Source organism: Nocardioides sp. Z43_10 (assembly GCF_059766615.1).
On sequence record NZ_JCBAJY010000004.1, the window covers coordinates 321,638 to 335,709 of the forward strand.

12 protein-coding genes are annotated in these 14,072 nt (G+C 73.1%); 7 read left to right on the forward strand and 5 right to left on the reverse strand.

Annotated elements, in window-relative coordinates:
- Positions 1-84 precede the first annotated feature (84 nt).
- Together AC6EI4_RS09830 and AC6EI4_RS09835 are read left to right on the forward strand one after the other, a co-directional pair.
- The gene (locus AC6EI4_RS09830; RefSeq protein ID WP_498451329.1) at positions 85-1,086 is read left to right on the forward strand and encodes a sensor histidine kinase; all 1,002 of its coding nucleotides are present in this window, start codon (positions 85-87) and stop codon (positions 1,084-1,086) included.
- Positions 1,083-1,757 carry a response regulator gene (locus AC6EI4_RS09835; protein ID WP_498451330.1) on the forward strand — a complete coding sequence of 225 codons (675 nt, stop codon included), beginning with the start codon at positions 1,083-1,085 and terminating at the stop codon, positions 1,755-1,757. The genes AC6EI4_RS09830 and AC6EI4_RS09835 overlap by 4 nt, the downstream gene beginning before the upstream one ends.
- Here the strand turns inward: AC6EI4_RS09835 and AC6EI4_RS09840 are convergent.
- From AC6EI4_RS09840 to AC6EI4_RS09850, 3 genes are read right to left on the reverse strand one after another with little or no spacing between them, the layout of a single operon-like run.
- Entirely contained in the window at positions 1,724-2,404 is a 681-nt protein-coding gene (locus AC6EI4_RS09840; protein ID WP_498422558.1) for an acetoacetate decarboxylase family protein, read from the reverse strand. The genes AC6EI4_RS09835 and AC6EI4_RS09840 overlap by 34 nt on opposite strands.
- Positions 2,401-4,125 carry a GMC oxidoreductase gene (locus tag AC6EI4_RS09845; protein WP_498451331.1) on the reverse strand — a complete coding sequence of 575 codons (1,725 nt, stop codon included), beginning with the start codon at positions 4,123-4,125 and terminating at the stop codon, positions 2,401-2,403. Before AC6EI4_RS09845 ends, AC6EI4_RS09840 begins: the two co-directional genes overlap by 4 nt.
- A complete protein-coding gene (locus AC6EI4_RS09850; RefSeq protein ID WP_498451332.1) occupies positions 4,122-5,666 on the reverse strand; it encodes a flavin-containing monooxygenase in 1,545 nt (514 codons plus the stop codon). Before AC6EI4_RS09850 ends, AC6EI4_RS09845 begins: the two co-directional genes overlap by 4 nt.
- Before the next feature lie 70 nt (positions 5,667-5,736).
- On the opposite strand from AC6EI4_RS09850, the gene AC6EI4_RS09855 reads away from it, so the two are divergent.
- The 3 genes from AC6EI4_RS09855 to AC6EI4_RS09865 are packed head-to-tail and all read left to right on the forward strand — an operon-like array spanning position 5,737 to position 8,911.
- The gene (locus tag AC6EI4_RS09855; protein ID WP_498451333.1) at positions 5,737-6,843 is read left to right on the forward strand and encodes an AraC family transcriptional regulator; all 1,107 of its coding nucleotides are present in this window, start codon (positions 5,737-5,739) and stop codon (positions 6,841-6,843) included.
- 47 nt (positions 6,844-6,890) lie between these two features.
- Positions 6,891-8,576: a sodium:solute symporter family protein gene (locus tag AC6EI4_RS09860; RefSeq protein ID WP_498422563.1), complete on the forward strand. Its 1,686-nt coding sequence runs from the start codon at positions 6,891-6,893 to the stop codon at positions 8,574-8,576.
- A 20-nt stretch (positions 8,577-8,596) separates the two neighbouring features.
- Entirely contained in the window at positions 8,597-8,911 is a 315-nt protein-coding gene (locus AC6EI4_RS09865; RefSeq protein WP_498451334.1) for a hypothetical protein, read from the forward strand.
- A gap of 8 nt (positions 8,912-8,919) precedes the next feature.
- On the opposite strand, the gene AC6EI4_RS09870 is transcribed toward AC6EI4_RS09865, so the two are convergent.
- Both AC6EI4_RS09870 and AC6EI4_RS09875 read right to left on the reverse strand, forming a co-directional pair.
- A complete protein-coding gene (locus AC6EI4_RS09870; RefSeq protein ID WP_498422565.1) occupies positions 8,920-9,681 on the reverse strand; it encodes an SDR family NAD(P)-dependent oxidoreductase in 762 nt (253 codons plus the stop codon).
- 50 nt (positions 9,682-9,731) lie between these two features.
- Positions 9,732-10,430, reverse strand: coding sequence for a hypothetical protein (locus tag AC6EI4_RS09875; protein WP_498451335.1), 699 nt, complete (start codon positions 10,428-10,430; stop codon positions 9,732-9,734).
- A 167-nt stretch (positions 10,431-10,597) separates the two neighbouring features.
- Between AC6EI4_RS09875 and leuS the strand changes: the two genes are divergently transcribed.
- Together leuS and AC6EI4_RS09885 are read left to right on the forward strand one after the other, a co-directional pair.
- The gene (gene leuS, locus AC6EI4_RS09880; RefSeq protein ID WP_498451336.1) at positions 10,598-13,105 is read left to right on the forward strand and encodes a leucine--tRNA ligase; all 2,508 of its coding nucleotides are present in this window, start codon (positions 10,598-10,600) and stop codon (positions 13,103-13,105) included.
- A gap of 22 nt (positions 13,106-13,127) precedes the next feature.
- Positions 13,128-14,009, forward strand: a complete 882-nt coding sequence (locus AC6EI4_RS09885; protein ID WP_498451337.1) for a DegV family protein — start codon at positions 13,128-13,130, stop codon at positions 14,007-14,009.
- Positions 14,010-14,072: the final 63 nt, after the last annotated feature.

Consider the following 14,072-nt stretch of genomic DNA (forward strand, 5'->3'; position numbering starts at 1 on the left):
CTCCCGACCTCCGCCGTACGCCCTGTGCCGGGTGCGCGGACCCCGGCGTGGACAGCCGGGATCGGGGTGCGTGAGGGTGACGCCATGCCCGGTGTCCGCCCGCCCTCCCTGTCGCTGCGGGTGATCGCCACCAACGCGGCGATCTTCGCGGCCGGCACGGCCCTGCTCGCCTTCTCGCCGGCGACCGTCTCGTCGCGCCCGGTGGTCTCGGAGGTCGTGGTGCTCGGGGTCGGGCTGGTCGTGCTCGTCGCCGCCAACGCCGTGCTGCTGAGTCGTACCCTCGGGCCGCTGGACCGGCTGGTGCTCGACCTGGAGCGGACGCGGGGTGCCGACGGGGTGGAGCGGGTGCCCGATCCCGTCCCGGTTCCGAACGCTCCGGTGGCGCGGGAGCTGGCCGACGCGGTCAACGACCTGCTCGCGCGGATGGCCACCGCCCAGCGGGAGAGCGACGCGGCGGCGTTGGCGGCCCAGGAGGCCGAGCGCGCCCGCATCGCACAGGAGCTGCACGACGGAGTGGGCCAGTCGCTGACCGCCCTTCTGCTCGACGTCAGCCTGGCGGCGCGGTCGGAGCCGGGCGAGGCCCGGCCCCACCTGGAACGGATCCAGGAGGCCACCCGCGCCGCGCTGGAGGAGGTCCGAGCGGTGGCGCGCAGCCTGCGTCCCGACGTCCTCGACGACCTGGGGCTGCGCAGCGCACTGGCCGCCCTGACCACCGACCTCTTCGGGCCCACCGACACCCTGGTACGGCGCGGGATCACCCCCGGTCTGCCCGCGCTCGACCAGCGGTGCGAGCTCGTCGTGTTCCGGGTCGCCCAGGAGGCCCTGACCAACGTGGCGCGCCACGCCACGGCGAGCACCGTCGAGGTTCAGCTGGGACTGAGCGGGGACGTCGTCGAGCTCCGCGTCCTCGACGACGGGGTGGGGATCGCCCGCGATGCCCGGGGGACCGGCCTGCGCGGGATGCACGAGCGGGCCACGCTGGTCGGCGGCACCGTCGAGGTACGGCGCCGCGACGGCGGCGGGACCCAGGTGACGCTGCGGGTCCCGGTCCCGCACGCCGACGCACCCGCGCCGGGGCGCCGGTGAGTACCCCGAGCGCGGCGGGCCCCGAGCCCGCGCGGGTGCTGCTCGCCGACGACCACGCGCTGGTGCGCCGCGGCGTACGGCTGATCCTGGACCAGCAGCCCGACCTCGCCGTGGTCGCCGAGGCCGGGGACGGCGCCGAGGCCGTCGAGCTGCTGCGCACCACCGCGGTGGACCTGGTGGTGCTCGACATCGCGATGCCGCGACTGACCGGACTCCAGGCCGCACGCGAGATCTCCCGGCGCCCGGACCCGCCCCGGATGCTGATGCTGACCATGCACGACAACGAGCAGTACTTCTTCGAGTCGCTGCGCGTCGGGGCCTCGGGCTACGTGCTCAAGTCGGCGGCCGACCGGGACCTGGTCGACGCCTGCCGGGCCGCGCTGCGCGGCGACTCGTTCCTCTACCCCGGCGCGGAGAGCGTGCTGGTGCGCGACTACCTCGAGCGGCAGCGTCGCGGGGAGCGGCTGCCGCGCGCGGTGCTCACCGCCCGGGAGGACGAGGTGGTCAAGCTGATCGCCGAGGGCCACTCCTCGCGCGAGATCGCCCGGCTGCTGGTGATCAGCGTGCGCACCGTCGAGCGGCACCGCGAGAACGTGCTGGGCAAGCTCGGCATGCGCGACCGCACCGAGCTGACCCGCTACGCCATCCGGGTCGGTCTGATCGAGCCCTGAAGCCGCGGCCCGAAGGACATCGCGAAGTCGTCGGCGACCAGGCTCGTCACCGGCCGGGCCTCGCGCAGCCAGTGCAGCGGCCCCTCGGCGGAGAACGTCCAGCCGGCGCGGGCCGTCCGGACCCGGCCGCCGGCCCGGATCCGGCTGGCCACGGTCGTCTCCCCGAGGGTCTGCACGACGCGGCCGGGCAGCGTGGGCAGCGGTACGGCGGGCGGCCGGCGCGGGGCGAACCAGGCATGGGCCAGGGGAGCGTGACCGGCTCCCGCGCCGGGGGCCAGCGCCGCCGAGCGCACGGTCCGGGCCGGCTCCGCGGTGGTGGTGAAGGCGGCCATCTCCTTGGGGATGCCCCACAGCGCACGGCCCCCGGCGCGGGAGGCGGGGGAGTCGACCCAGATGTCGGTGATCGAGAGCGCGCCGCCGCGGCCGTGGCGCACCACGACGGCGGCGAGCAGCTCGTCGTAGGCCATCTGCCCGGCCTCGGAGTAGGAGACGAACGCGGTGACCGCCAGGGCCCGACCGCGCACCGCGAGCGGACGCACGCCGGTGGGCAACACCGGCAGCGCCGCGACGGGCACCCGCCACACGGTGATCTGGCCGGCGCCGGCCAGGTTCCACGGCTCGGGTGGGTACTCGACGGACTCGGTCACGAGGGCTCCTTGATGAACAGCGGCAGCCGCAGGGCGGCCGGCGCGGTGGGCGGTACGACGGGGTGCAGCGGCGCGACGGGGGAGACGCGCCGGTAGCCGGTACCCGGCTCGGGCCGGGGGTCGGGGGTGCCGGCGTTCGGCCACAGCGAGACGGCCCGCTCGGCCATCGCGGTGATCGTCAGCGACGGGTTGACGCCCAGGTTGGCCGACACCGTCGAGCCGTCGATCACGTGCAGACCCCGGTAGCCGTGCACGCGATGGTAGGGGTCCACCACGCCCTCCTCGGCGCTCGCCCCCATCGGGCAGCCGCCGATCAGGTGGCCGGTGGTGGGGATGTCGAGGAGGTCGGCCCAGGTCCCGTTCGGGATCCCGTCGATGCGCTCGGCGACCTGGCGGGCGACCGCGTGCGCGGCCGGGATCCAGGTGGGGTTGGGCTCGCCGGTGCCCTGCCGGGTGGTCATCGTGCGGCCCCAGGGCCGCCACCGGGTGAACGTCGTGAGCGAGTTGTCGAGGGTCTGCATCACCAGCAGCGTGATCGCCTGCTGCGACCAGCGGCGCGGGTCGTGCAGCCGGCGCAGGTCGCGGCGGTCGCGCAGCATCCCGCGCAGGCCCAGCAGCCAGCGCCGCCGGCCCTCCTCGACGTCGGTGAGCACCGCGCTGAGCAGCCCCATCGCGTTGCTGCCGGGGCCGTAGCGCACCGGCTCCACGTGGGTGTGCTCGTCGAGCTGGACCGAGGACGTGATCGCCACCCCCTCGGAGTAGTCGACGTCGTCGCCGCGCGCGCGGACCGCGAGGATCGCCTCGGAGTTGGTGCGGGTCAGCTCGCCCAGCCGCGCGGAGATCCCGGGCAGGCTGCCGCGGTCGCGCAGCCGGTGCAACAGCCGCTGGGTGCCCAGGGCGGCGGCGGAGATCACCACCTGCTCGGCGGTGAAGGTGCGCCGCGTCGTCCGGCCCAGCCAGCCCGGCCGCCCGGTGCGCTGGGTGGTGACCCGGTAGCCGCCGCCGGGCAGCGGGCGGACGTCGGTGACCGTGGTCAGCGGGTGCACCACGGCGCCGGCGCGCTCGGCGAGGTGGAGGTAGTTCTTGACCAGGGTGTTCTTGGCGTTGTGCCGGCACCCGGTCATGCACTCCCCGCAGTTGCGGCAGGCGTTGCGCGCGGGGCCGACGCCGCCGAAGTAGGGGTCATCGACCCGCTCGCCGCGCTCCTTGCCGAGGCTGTCGCCGAACAGCACGCCGACCTGGGTGGGGCTGAAGGTGTGCCCCACGCCGAGGTCCTCGGCGACGCCGCGCATCACCTCGTCCGACGGGCTCGTCCAGGGGTACGTCGCGGCCCCCAGCATCCGCTTGGCCTGGTCGTAGCAGGGCGCCAGCTCGTCGCGCCAGTCGGTGAGGTGGCTCCAGGACGGGTCGCGGAAGAACGCCTCGGACGGCTCGTAGAGGGTGTTGGCGTAGACCAGGGAGCCGCCGCCGACCCCGGCGCCGCTGAGCACCAGCACGTTGCGCAGCAGCGTCATCCGCTGGATGCCGAAGCAGCGCAGGGCCGGCACGAAGAGGTAGTCGCGCACCTTCCACGAGGTGGTGGCGAACTCGTCGTCGGCGAAGCGCCGGCCCGCCTCCACGACGCCGACCCGGTAGCCCTTCTCGGTCAGCCGCAGCGCGCTGACGCTGCCGCCGAACCCCGACCCGACGACGAGCACGTCGTAGTCGAAGCGGCCGCTCATCGCGCGCCCCCGACCCGCTCGCGCCGGGCCGGCGCGGTGACGGTGAAGTCGCGCAGGTCCAGCTTGGCCGTGCGTGCCTGGTACTCCTTGACCAGCCCCGGCCAGTTCGTGGTGACCCGGCCCCCGTCCTCGCGGTACCAGCTCAGGCACGCGGTCCACACGCTGTCGCCGAGCCGGGACTGCATCTCGGCGTCGAAGTCGTCGGCGATCTCGGGGCGGACGTCGAGGCGCTCGACGCGGCCCTCGGCGAGAGCCCGGACGGCCTGGACCAGGTAGCCGGACTGGGCCTCCATCATGGTGATGATCGAGCTGCCGCCCAGGTTCGTGTTCGGCCCGTAGACCAGGAACAGCTGCGGGAAGCCGGGCACGGTCATCCCGAGGTGGGCGCGGGCGCCGTCGGCCCAGTGCTCGTGCAGGTCGCGGCCGCCGACGCCGCGCACGGTCATCGGGGCCAGGAACTCGGTGGCGGCGAACCCGGTGCCCCAGATCAGCACGTCGGCCTCGTGGACGCGTCCGTCGGTGGTGCGCACCCCGTGCGGCAGCACCTCGGCGACGTGCTCGGTGACCACGTCGACGTGGGGGCGTGCGAGGGCGGGGTACCAGTCGTTGGAGAACAGCATCCGCTTGCACCCCAGCGGGTAGTCGGGCACCAGCCGGGCGCGCAGCCCGGCGTCGCGCACCTGCAGGCGCAGCTGGGTGCGCCAGGCGAGCTCCATCGCCGTGGCGATCGGGGTGCCGGTGGTCAGGGCCGCGTTGAGCCGCTCGGAGAGCACCCAGGTGAGCCGCCGGCCGAAGCGCTGGGTGCGCGGCCAGCGCGCGAACGCCCGGTGGTGCAGGTCGGTGTAGGCCCGGTCCGGCTTCGGCACGACGTACGGCGCGGAGCGCTGGAAGACCGTCATCGCGGCGACGTCGTCGACGATCCCGGGCACGAACTGGATGGCGCTGGCGCCGGTGCCGAGCACCGCGACCCGCTTGCCGCGCAGGTCCACGTCGTGGCGCCACTGCGCGGAGTGGAACGCGGGGCCGGCGAAGCTCTCGCGGCCCGGGAGCTCGGGCACCACAGGACGGGAGAGCTGGCCCACGGCCGGGACCAGCACGTCGGCCTCGAGCACCTCGCCGCCGGCGAGCTCGACCTCCCAGCTGCGGGTCTCCTCGTGCCACGTGGCGCAGACGACCTCCGCGCCGGTCCGGACGTGGTCGAGCACCCCGCTCTCGCGGGCCGTGCGACGCACGTAGTCGAGGATCTCGGGCTGGCCGGGGTAGCGCCGCCCCCAGTCGGGGTTCGGCGCGAACGACCAGGAGTAGAGCGCGGACGGCACGTCGCAGGCGGCGTTCGGGTAGGTGTTGTCGCGCCACACGCCGCCGACCTCGTCGGCCCGCTCGACGATGGTCAGGTCGCTGAACCCGGCCCGCAGCAGCGCCATGCCGGCGCCCAGGCCGCCGAACCCGGCGCCGATGACGAGCACCCGGGGACCGGGCGGGCGTGGCCCGGGGGAGGGGGCGCTGGACGGCTCGGTCTGCGGGCGCGCGGAAGTCGGCATGGGGTGACGGTAGGGCCCGTGGGTGTGACTCACGAGACATCCGCGGACAGATGGATCCATAATTGCGGCCATGACGTCCTCTGCGCCCGCGGCCACCCTGGAGGAGCCGGCCGCGCGAGGCTGGGACTTCCCCCGCAGCGTCAGCGGGGTCGCGCTGCTCGTCCAGTACGCCGCGCAGCGGGGCCTCGACGCCGCCGGCGCGCTGAGCGGCACCGGTCTCACGGTGGCCGACCTGGCCCAGCCCGAGCGCGAGGTCACCGCCGGCCAGGAGCTGCACGTGGTCCGCAACCTGCTCGCCGGCACCCGCGACTCGCTCGGGCACGCGCCGGGGGTGGAGGTCGGCAGCCGCTACCACGTGAGCACCTTCGGGATCTTCGGCTTCGCCCTGCTCAGTAGCCGCACCGTGCTCGACGCGGTCAACCTTGCCCTGCGGTTCATCGACCTCAGCTTCACCTTTGGGATCCCGCGGGCGCGGATCGAGGGCGACCTGGTCCGGGTCGTCGTCGACGGCACCGGCCTGCCCACCGACGTGCGCCGCTTCCTGGTCGAGCGCGACCTGGCCGCCATCCACACGGTGCTCGGCGAGCTCGTCCCCGGCGGGGTCCCGCTGCTCGAGGTCCAGCTGGCGTTCCCCGCGCCGGCGGATCCCGCGCCGTACCGCCAGGTGCTGGCGACGATGCCGCGCTTCGCCGCGCCGCGCACCAGCTTCGCCTTCGAGGCGGCCCACCTGCACCGGCCGCTGCCGCAGGCGAACCCGCAGACCGTGGCGCTGTGCGAGGCGCTGTGTCACGACGCGGTGGCCCGGCGCCGGGTCCGCAGCGGGATCACCCAGCAGGTGCGGGTGCTGCTCACCCAGCAGGTGGCCTTCGGCGGCGGGATGGAGCAGACCGCCGCCGCCCTGCGGATCAGCCCGCGCACCCTGCGCCGGCGCCTGGAGGAGGCCGGCACCAGCTATCGGGCCCTGCTCGACGAGGTCCGTCAGTCGCTGGCCGAGGAGCTGCTGGGCAGCCGAGGCGGCAGCGCGCTCACCGTCGAGGACGTCGCCCAGCGGCTGGGCTACGCGGAGGCGTCGAGCTTCATCCACGCCTTCAAGCGGTGGACCGGGACCACGCCCGCGGCGTTCCAGCGCGAGTCGCGCATCTCACTGCCAGGCATGGAGGCATCGCTAGGGGGGTAACGCTCCGATGGCCCGCACGCGCGGGTCCTGACTCCCGGGAGGACCGCGTGCTCACTGCCGCAGAACAATCGCTACGACTCGACGCGCAGTGGGTCGACTACCTGCTGGTGGCGATCTACTTCGCCTTCGTCCTGGGCGTCGGGATCCTGGCGCGGCGCTCGATCTCGAGCAGCATCGACTTCTTCCTCTCCGGGCGCAGCCTGCCGGCCTGGGTGACCGGTCTGGCCTTCGTCTCGGCCAACCTGGGCGCGGTCGAGATCGTCGGCATGTCCGCCAACGGCGCCAGCTACGGCGTGGCGACCATGCACTACTTCTGGATCGGCGCGGTGCCGGCGATGCTGTTCCTCGGCATCGTGATGATGCCGTTCTACTACGGCTCCCAGGTGCGCAGCGTGCCGGAGTTCATGCGCCGTCGGTTCGGCACCGGGGCGCACCTGGTCAACGCGCTCAGCTTCGCGGTCGCCCAGCTGCTGATCGCCGGCATCAACCTGTTCCTGCTCGCCTCGATCGTCGAGGTGCTGCTGGGCTGGTCGCTGTGGGTCTCGCTGGTGGTGGCCGCGGTGGTGGTGCTCACCTACACCGCGCTGGGCGGACTGTCCGCGGCCATCTACAACGAGGTGCTGCAGTTCTTCGTGATCGTCGCCGCGCTGGTCCCGCTGACGCTGGTGGGCCTGCACAAGGTCGGTGGCTGGAGCGGCTTCACCGAGAGGGTCACCGCCAGCCCCGGCGGCGCCGAGCAGCTCTCCTCGTGGCCGGGCACCGCGCTGAGCGGCTTCGACAGCCCGGTGCTCTCGGTGATCGGCATCGTCTTCGGCCTCGGCTTCGTGTTGTCGTTCGGCTACTGGACCACGAACTTCGTCGAGGTCCAGCGGGCGATGGCCTCCAGCTCGATGTCGGCCGCCCAGCGGGCCCCGATCATCGGCGCCTTCCCGAAGATGTTCATCCCGTTCATCGTGGTGATCCCCGGCATGATCGCGGCGGTCCTGGTCACCGAGCTGATCGACCTCAAGGCGGGGGAGGACAACGGGGCCTCCTACAACGACTCGATCCTCTACCTGATGCGCGACCTGCTGCCCAGCGGCATGCTCGGGGTCGCGATCGCCGGCCTGCTGGCGTCGTTCATGGCGGGCATGGCGGCCAACATCTCGGCCTTCAACACGGTCTTCAGCTACGACCTGTGGCAGACCTACGTGAAGAAGGACAAGCCCGACGAGTACTACACGGCGGTGGGGCGCTGGGCCACCGTCGGCGCCACCGTGGCCGCCATCGGCACGGCCGTGCTGGCCTCGTCGTACACGAACATCATGGACTACCTGCAGACCCTCTTCGGGTTCTTCAACGCGCCGCTGTTCGCGACGTTCATCCTCGGCATGTTCTGGAAGCGGATGACCGCCACCGCCGGCTGGGTGGGACTGGTCAGCGGCACCGCCGGCGCCATCACGGTGTGGCTGCTCAGCGAGGACGTCCTCGGCGTGATCGGCCTGGCCGGCCAGGGCGCGGCGTTCGTGGCCGCGGGCGTGGCCTTCGCGCTCGACATCGTGGTCAGCGTGGTGGTCAGCCTGGCCACCAAGCCGCGGGTGGAGTCGGAGCTGCGCGGGCTGGTCTGGTCGCTGACCCCGCGCAAGGACTTCCGCGACCCCGACGAGCCGCAGCTCGCGTGGTTCCAGCAGCCGACCAAGCTGGCCGCGGTGGGCCTGGCCATCGTGATCGGCCTCAACTTCCTCTTCTGGTGACCCGAGCAAGGGATCGAGACATGACTCAGCACGACAGCCCCTCCGCACAGCCGAAGGCCCAGCGGGCAGCCCGGGCCTTCGACATCCGCACCTTCATCGCCGCGCTGATCGGCATCTACGGGGTGGTGCTGGTGGCGATGGGCCTCCTGTCCACCAGCGACGCCGACCTCGACCGGGCCGGCGGGGTCAACGTCAACCTCTGGGCGGGGATCGGCATGGTCGTGGCCGCGGTGCTGTTCCAGGCGTGGGCGATGTGGCGCCCGGTGGTGGTACCGGCCGAGCCGGAGCCCGAGACCGTTCTCGACAAGCCCGCACGCGACGACTCCGCGGGCTGAGTCCCGGCTCAGGTGATCGTCATCCCGCCGTCGACGGCCAGGGTCTGGCCGGTGACGTAGCCGCCGGCGGGGGAGACCATCCACACCAGCGTCGCGGCCAGCTCGCGCGGGTCGCCCTTGCGCCCCGCCGGGATCCGCGCCTGCTGGGACTCCAGGTAGCCCGGCGGGTACTGCTCGGTCATCTCGGAGGTGAAGAACCCCGGCGCGATCGCGTTCACCCGGATGCCCTTGCGTCCGGTCCACTGCTGGGCCAGGTCGCGGGTGAGACCGATCAGGCCCGCCTTGCTGGCCGCGTACGCCGCCTGCGGCAGGCCGGCGGTGGTGAGGCCGAGCACCGAGCTGATGTTGACGATCGAGCTGCCCGGGCCCATCACCCGCCCGCACGCCTGGGCCATCCAGTAGCAGCCGTTGAGGTTGACGTCGATGACCTGGCGGAACTGCTCGGGGGCCTCCCGGGTGGCCGGCACCGCGGTGCCGATGCCGGCGTTGTTGACCAGCACGTCGACGCGGCCGAGCTCGGTCATCGCGGTGTCGACGAGGCGCTGGCAGGCGGCCGGGTCGGCGACGTCGGTGGCGACGGTGACCACGCGCCGACCGAGGTCGCGCACCAGCTGCGCGGTCTCCTCGAGCCGGTCGGTACGGCGAGCGCCGAGCGCGAGGTCCGCGCCCGCCTCGGCGAGGGCCTGGGCGAACGCGACGCCGAGACCGCTGGAGGCGCCGGTCACGATCGCGACCTTGCCGTCGAGTCGGAACATGTCGTTGACAGTCATGCTGGCACCCTAGAGGGTCCGCGCCGGCGGGGGCGGTGTCCCGCTCCGACTCAGATCACCCAGCGCACCGGGTCGCGGTAGGCGTTGCGGGGGTTGGTGAACACCACGGCGTCCAGCGGCGCGCGCCGCTCGGTGAGGATCGGCACGCAGGCCGTCCACGTCGTGCCCACCGCCACGCCCGTGCCGTCGTAGGGCGGCGGCTCGTCGGAGCAGGGCGCGAACTCCTCCCACAGGATCACCGGCAGCACCGACTCGCCGTCCGCCTCGCCCTCGATGTTCATCCCGACCGACAGGTTCAGCAGCGCCGCGCCCCGGCCCTCGAGCAGGGTGGCCCGGATCCGCACGTAGGTCAGGTCCCAGGCGCCGGGGGAGTCGGGGCGCTGCTCGGCGGGCAGGGCGCTCGCCGCGACGTTCTCGAGGCCGATGATCCGGTAGCGCACCAGCGCCTTGGCCCGGCCGAAGGAGACGGGCAGGTCGGCGGTGTCCCCGATCGCCAGCTCGGTGCCCGGCGGGGTGGGGGTGCCCGCGACCGGGTCGGCCGGCGAGGCCTCGCCCGACGGCGACAACGACGGCGACGGCGAGACCGAGCCCGAGGTCGAGGTCGAGGTCGAGCCCGACGGCGGCTCCGGCGCGGTACCGGCGGAGGAGTCCTCGCCGCACGCGGCGAGCGGCAGCAGCAGGGCGGCGGTGAGCATCCCCGGCAGCAGACGCAGCCGGTGACGGGGCCGGCGTCGGGTGATGGGGGGCAAGGCGGCTCCTGACGAGCGGTAGCATGACCGACATGGGTACGCAGTTCCTGCTTCTTCCCCAGCCGCGCTGATCGCCAAACGACCGCGCGGCCGCCCCTCCGTGTGAGGGGTTTTTTCATGTCAGGAGCAGGGGCGCGACGCTCCGAGCACCCCGGAAAGGGCACACGATGAGCCAGGACGGCACGCAGCAGCACGAGGTCGAGCAGGACGGGGCCACGACGTACGACGTGGTGGCCGTGCAGGAGAAGTGGCAGCAGGTCTGGGACCGGCTCGACCCCTTCACCGCCGACGACGACTCGCCGCGCGAGAAGAAGTACGCCCTGACGATGTTCCCCTACCCCTCCGGCGACCTGCACATGGGTCACGCCGAGGTGACCGCGCTGCACGACGTGCTCGCCCGCTACTGGTGGCAGCAGGGCTACGAGGTGATGAACCCGATCGGCTGGGACTCCTTCGGCCTGCCCGCCGAGAACGCCGCCATCAAGCGCGACGAGCACCCGGCGACCTACACCTACGCCAACATCGAGACCCAGGCCGCGTCGTTCAAGAAGTACGCGGTCAGCTTCGACTGGTCGCGCCGGTTGCACACCTCCGACGTCGAGTACTACAAGTGGACCCAGTGGCTGTTCCTGAAGTTCCGCGAGCGCGGGCTGGCCTACCGCAAGTCCTCGCCGGTCAACTGGTGCCCCAACGACCAGACGGTGCTGGCCAACGAGCAGGTCGTCGACGGCGCCTGCGAGCGCTGCGGCGCCGAGGTCACCAAGCGCGAGCTGACCCAGTGGTACTTCAAGGTCACCGACTACGCCCAGCGCCTGCTCGACGACATGGAGCAGCTCAAGGGCACCTGGCCCGAGCGGGTGCTGACCCTGCAGCGGAACTGGATCGGCCGCTCCGAGGGCGCCCACGTCGACTTCGACCTGACCCTGGCCGACGGCTCGACGCGCACCGTCACCGTCTACACCACCCGGCCCGACACCCTGCACGGGGCGACGTTCATGGTGGTCGCCGCGGACGCCGCGCTGGCCGGCGAGATCTGCGCCCCCGAGCAGCGCGCGGCCTACGACGCCTACCGCGAGCAGATCCGCAAGGAGTCCGACATCGAGCGGCTCGCCACCGACCGCCCCAAGACCGGCGTCCCGCTCGGGGTCACCGCGACCAACCCGGTCAACGGCGAGCAGATCCCGGTCTGGGCCGCCGACTACGTGCTGGCCGACTACGGCACCGGCGCGATCATGGCGGTGCCCGCGCACGACCAGCGCGACCTCGACTTCGCGAAGGCCTTCGACCTGCCGGTGCGCCGCGTCGTCGACACCGGGGAGGACAACCCGGAGGAGACCTACGTCGCCACCACCGGCAACGGCACCTACGTGAACTCCGGCTCCCTGGACGGGCTCAGCGACAAGGCCGCTGGGATCAGCGCCACCATCGAGGAGCTCGAGGCCGCCGGCCGCGGCAAGGGCGCGGTCAACTTCCGGCTGCGCGACTGGCTGCTCAGCCGCCAGCGCTTCTGGGGCTGCCCGATCCCGATCATCCACTGCGAGGCCTGCGGCGAGGTGCCGGTCCCCGAGGAGCAGCTGCCGGTGGTGCTGCCCGAGCTCAAGGGCGCCGACCTCAAGCCCAAGGGTGAGTCGCCGCTGGCGGCCGCCTCCGACTGGGTGAACGTCGAGTGCCCCTCGTGCGGGGCGCCGGCCAAGCGCGACTCCGACACCATGGACACGTTCGTGGACTCGTCGTGGTACTTCCTGCGCTACTGCTCGCCGAACTACACCGAGGGCCCCTTCGACGTCGAGGAGGTGCGCCGCTGGGGCCCCGTCGACCAGTACGTCGGCGGCGTCGAGCACGCCGTGCTGCACCTGCTCTACTCGCGCTTCTTCACCAAGGTCCTGCACGACATGGGGATGCTCGACTTCGTCGAGCCGTTCACGGCGCTGCTCAACCAGGGCCTGGTGATCAACGGCGGCAAGCGGATGTCGAAGTCGGCCGGCAACGGCGTCGACCTGGGCGACCAGCTCAACGAGTTCGGCGTCGACGCGGTGCGCCTGACGCTGGTCTTCGCCGGCCCGCCCGAGGACAACATCGACTGGGCCGACGTCTCGCCGGCCGGCTCGCTGCGCTTCCTGCAGCGCGCCTGGCGGCTCTCGGGCGACGTGACCAGCGAGCCCGGCACCGACCCGGGCGCCGGGGACGTGGCGCTGCGCAAGATCACCCACAAGACCGTGCACGAGGCCGCGGAGCTGGTGGAGTCCTTCCGGTTCAACGTGATGGTCGCCCGGGTGATGGAGCTGGTCAACGCCACCCGCAAGGCCATTGACTCCGGCTGCGGTCCCGCCGACCCCGCGGTGCGCGAGGCCGTCGAGGTGGTGGCGATCCTGCTGTCGCTGGTCGCGCCGTACGCCGCGGAGGAGATGTGGGAGCGCCTGGGCCACCAGCCCACCGTCGCCAAGGCCGGCTGGCCGGTCGTCGACGAGGCGCTGCTGGTCGAGGACTCGGTGACCGCGGTCGTCCAGATCCAGGGCAAGGTCAAGGGGCGCCTGGAGGTGTCGCCGCAGATCAGCGAGGCCGATCTCGAGGCCGCGGCGCTGGCCGACCCGGCCGTCCAGCGGGCCCTGGAGGGCAAGACGGTGCGCAAGGTGATCGTGCGGGCGCCGAAGTTGGTGAACATCGTCGCGCAGTAGCCGCAGCCAGTAGCCTCCCCCCATGGACCAGGGTCGCCGGGTGATCGTCACCGACTCGACCGCCAGCCTGCCCGCGCAGCTGGCGGCCGAGCGCGGTATCGAGGTGGTGCCCCTGCAGGTCGTCATCGGCGCCACGGTCTACGAGGAGGGCGTCGAGGGCGGCGCGACTCCGGAGCTGGTGGCGGAGTCACTGCGCAAGTGGGCCCCGGTCAGCACCTCGCGTCCCTCGCCGGCGGTGTTCGCCGAGGCCTACCGGCGGCTCGCCGCGCAGGGGGCGCAGGAGATCCTCTCGGTGCACCTGTCGGCGGACATGAGCGGCACGTTCGAGTCCGCCCAGCTGGCGGCCCGCGAGCTGGGGGCGGGGGAGTCGCCGGTGCGCGTCGTACCGGTGGACACCCGGCAGGTCGGGCCGGGCACCGGCTTCGCGGCGCTGGCCGCCGCCGACGTGCTGGACGCGGGGGGCAGCCTCGACGAGGCCGGCGAGGCGGCGCTGCGCCGGGCCGCCGCGACCACCTCGCTGTTCTACGTCGACACCTTGGAGTACCTGCGCCGCGGGGGCCGGATCGGCGCGGCCGCCGCGCTGTTCGGCAGCGCGCTGGCGCTCAAGCCGCTGCTGCGCATCGACGAGGGCCGGATCGCCTCCTACGAGCGGATCCGCACCTCGGGCCGGGCGCTGAGCCGGCTGGAGGACCTCGCGGTGGAGGCGGCCGGCGACGACCAGGTCGACGTCGGGGTCTACCACCTGGCCAGCACGGACCGCGCCGGGCAGCTGCGCGAGCGGCTCACCGAGCGGCTGCAGGCGAACCTGGCCGAGCGTGAGGTCGACTGCGGCGAGCTGGGGGCGGTGCTGGGCGCGCACGTCGGGCCCGGCATGGTCGCGGTCTGCGTGGCGCCCCGGCTCTGAGCCGGCACCGGCTATCCACAGGCGCGCGAACGCGCCTTCCGCGGCCCCCCGCGGCTTCCTAGG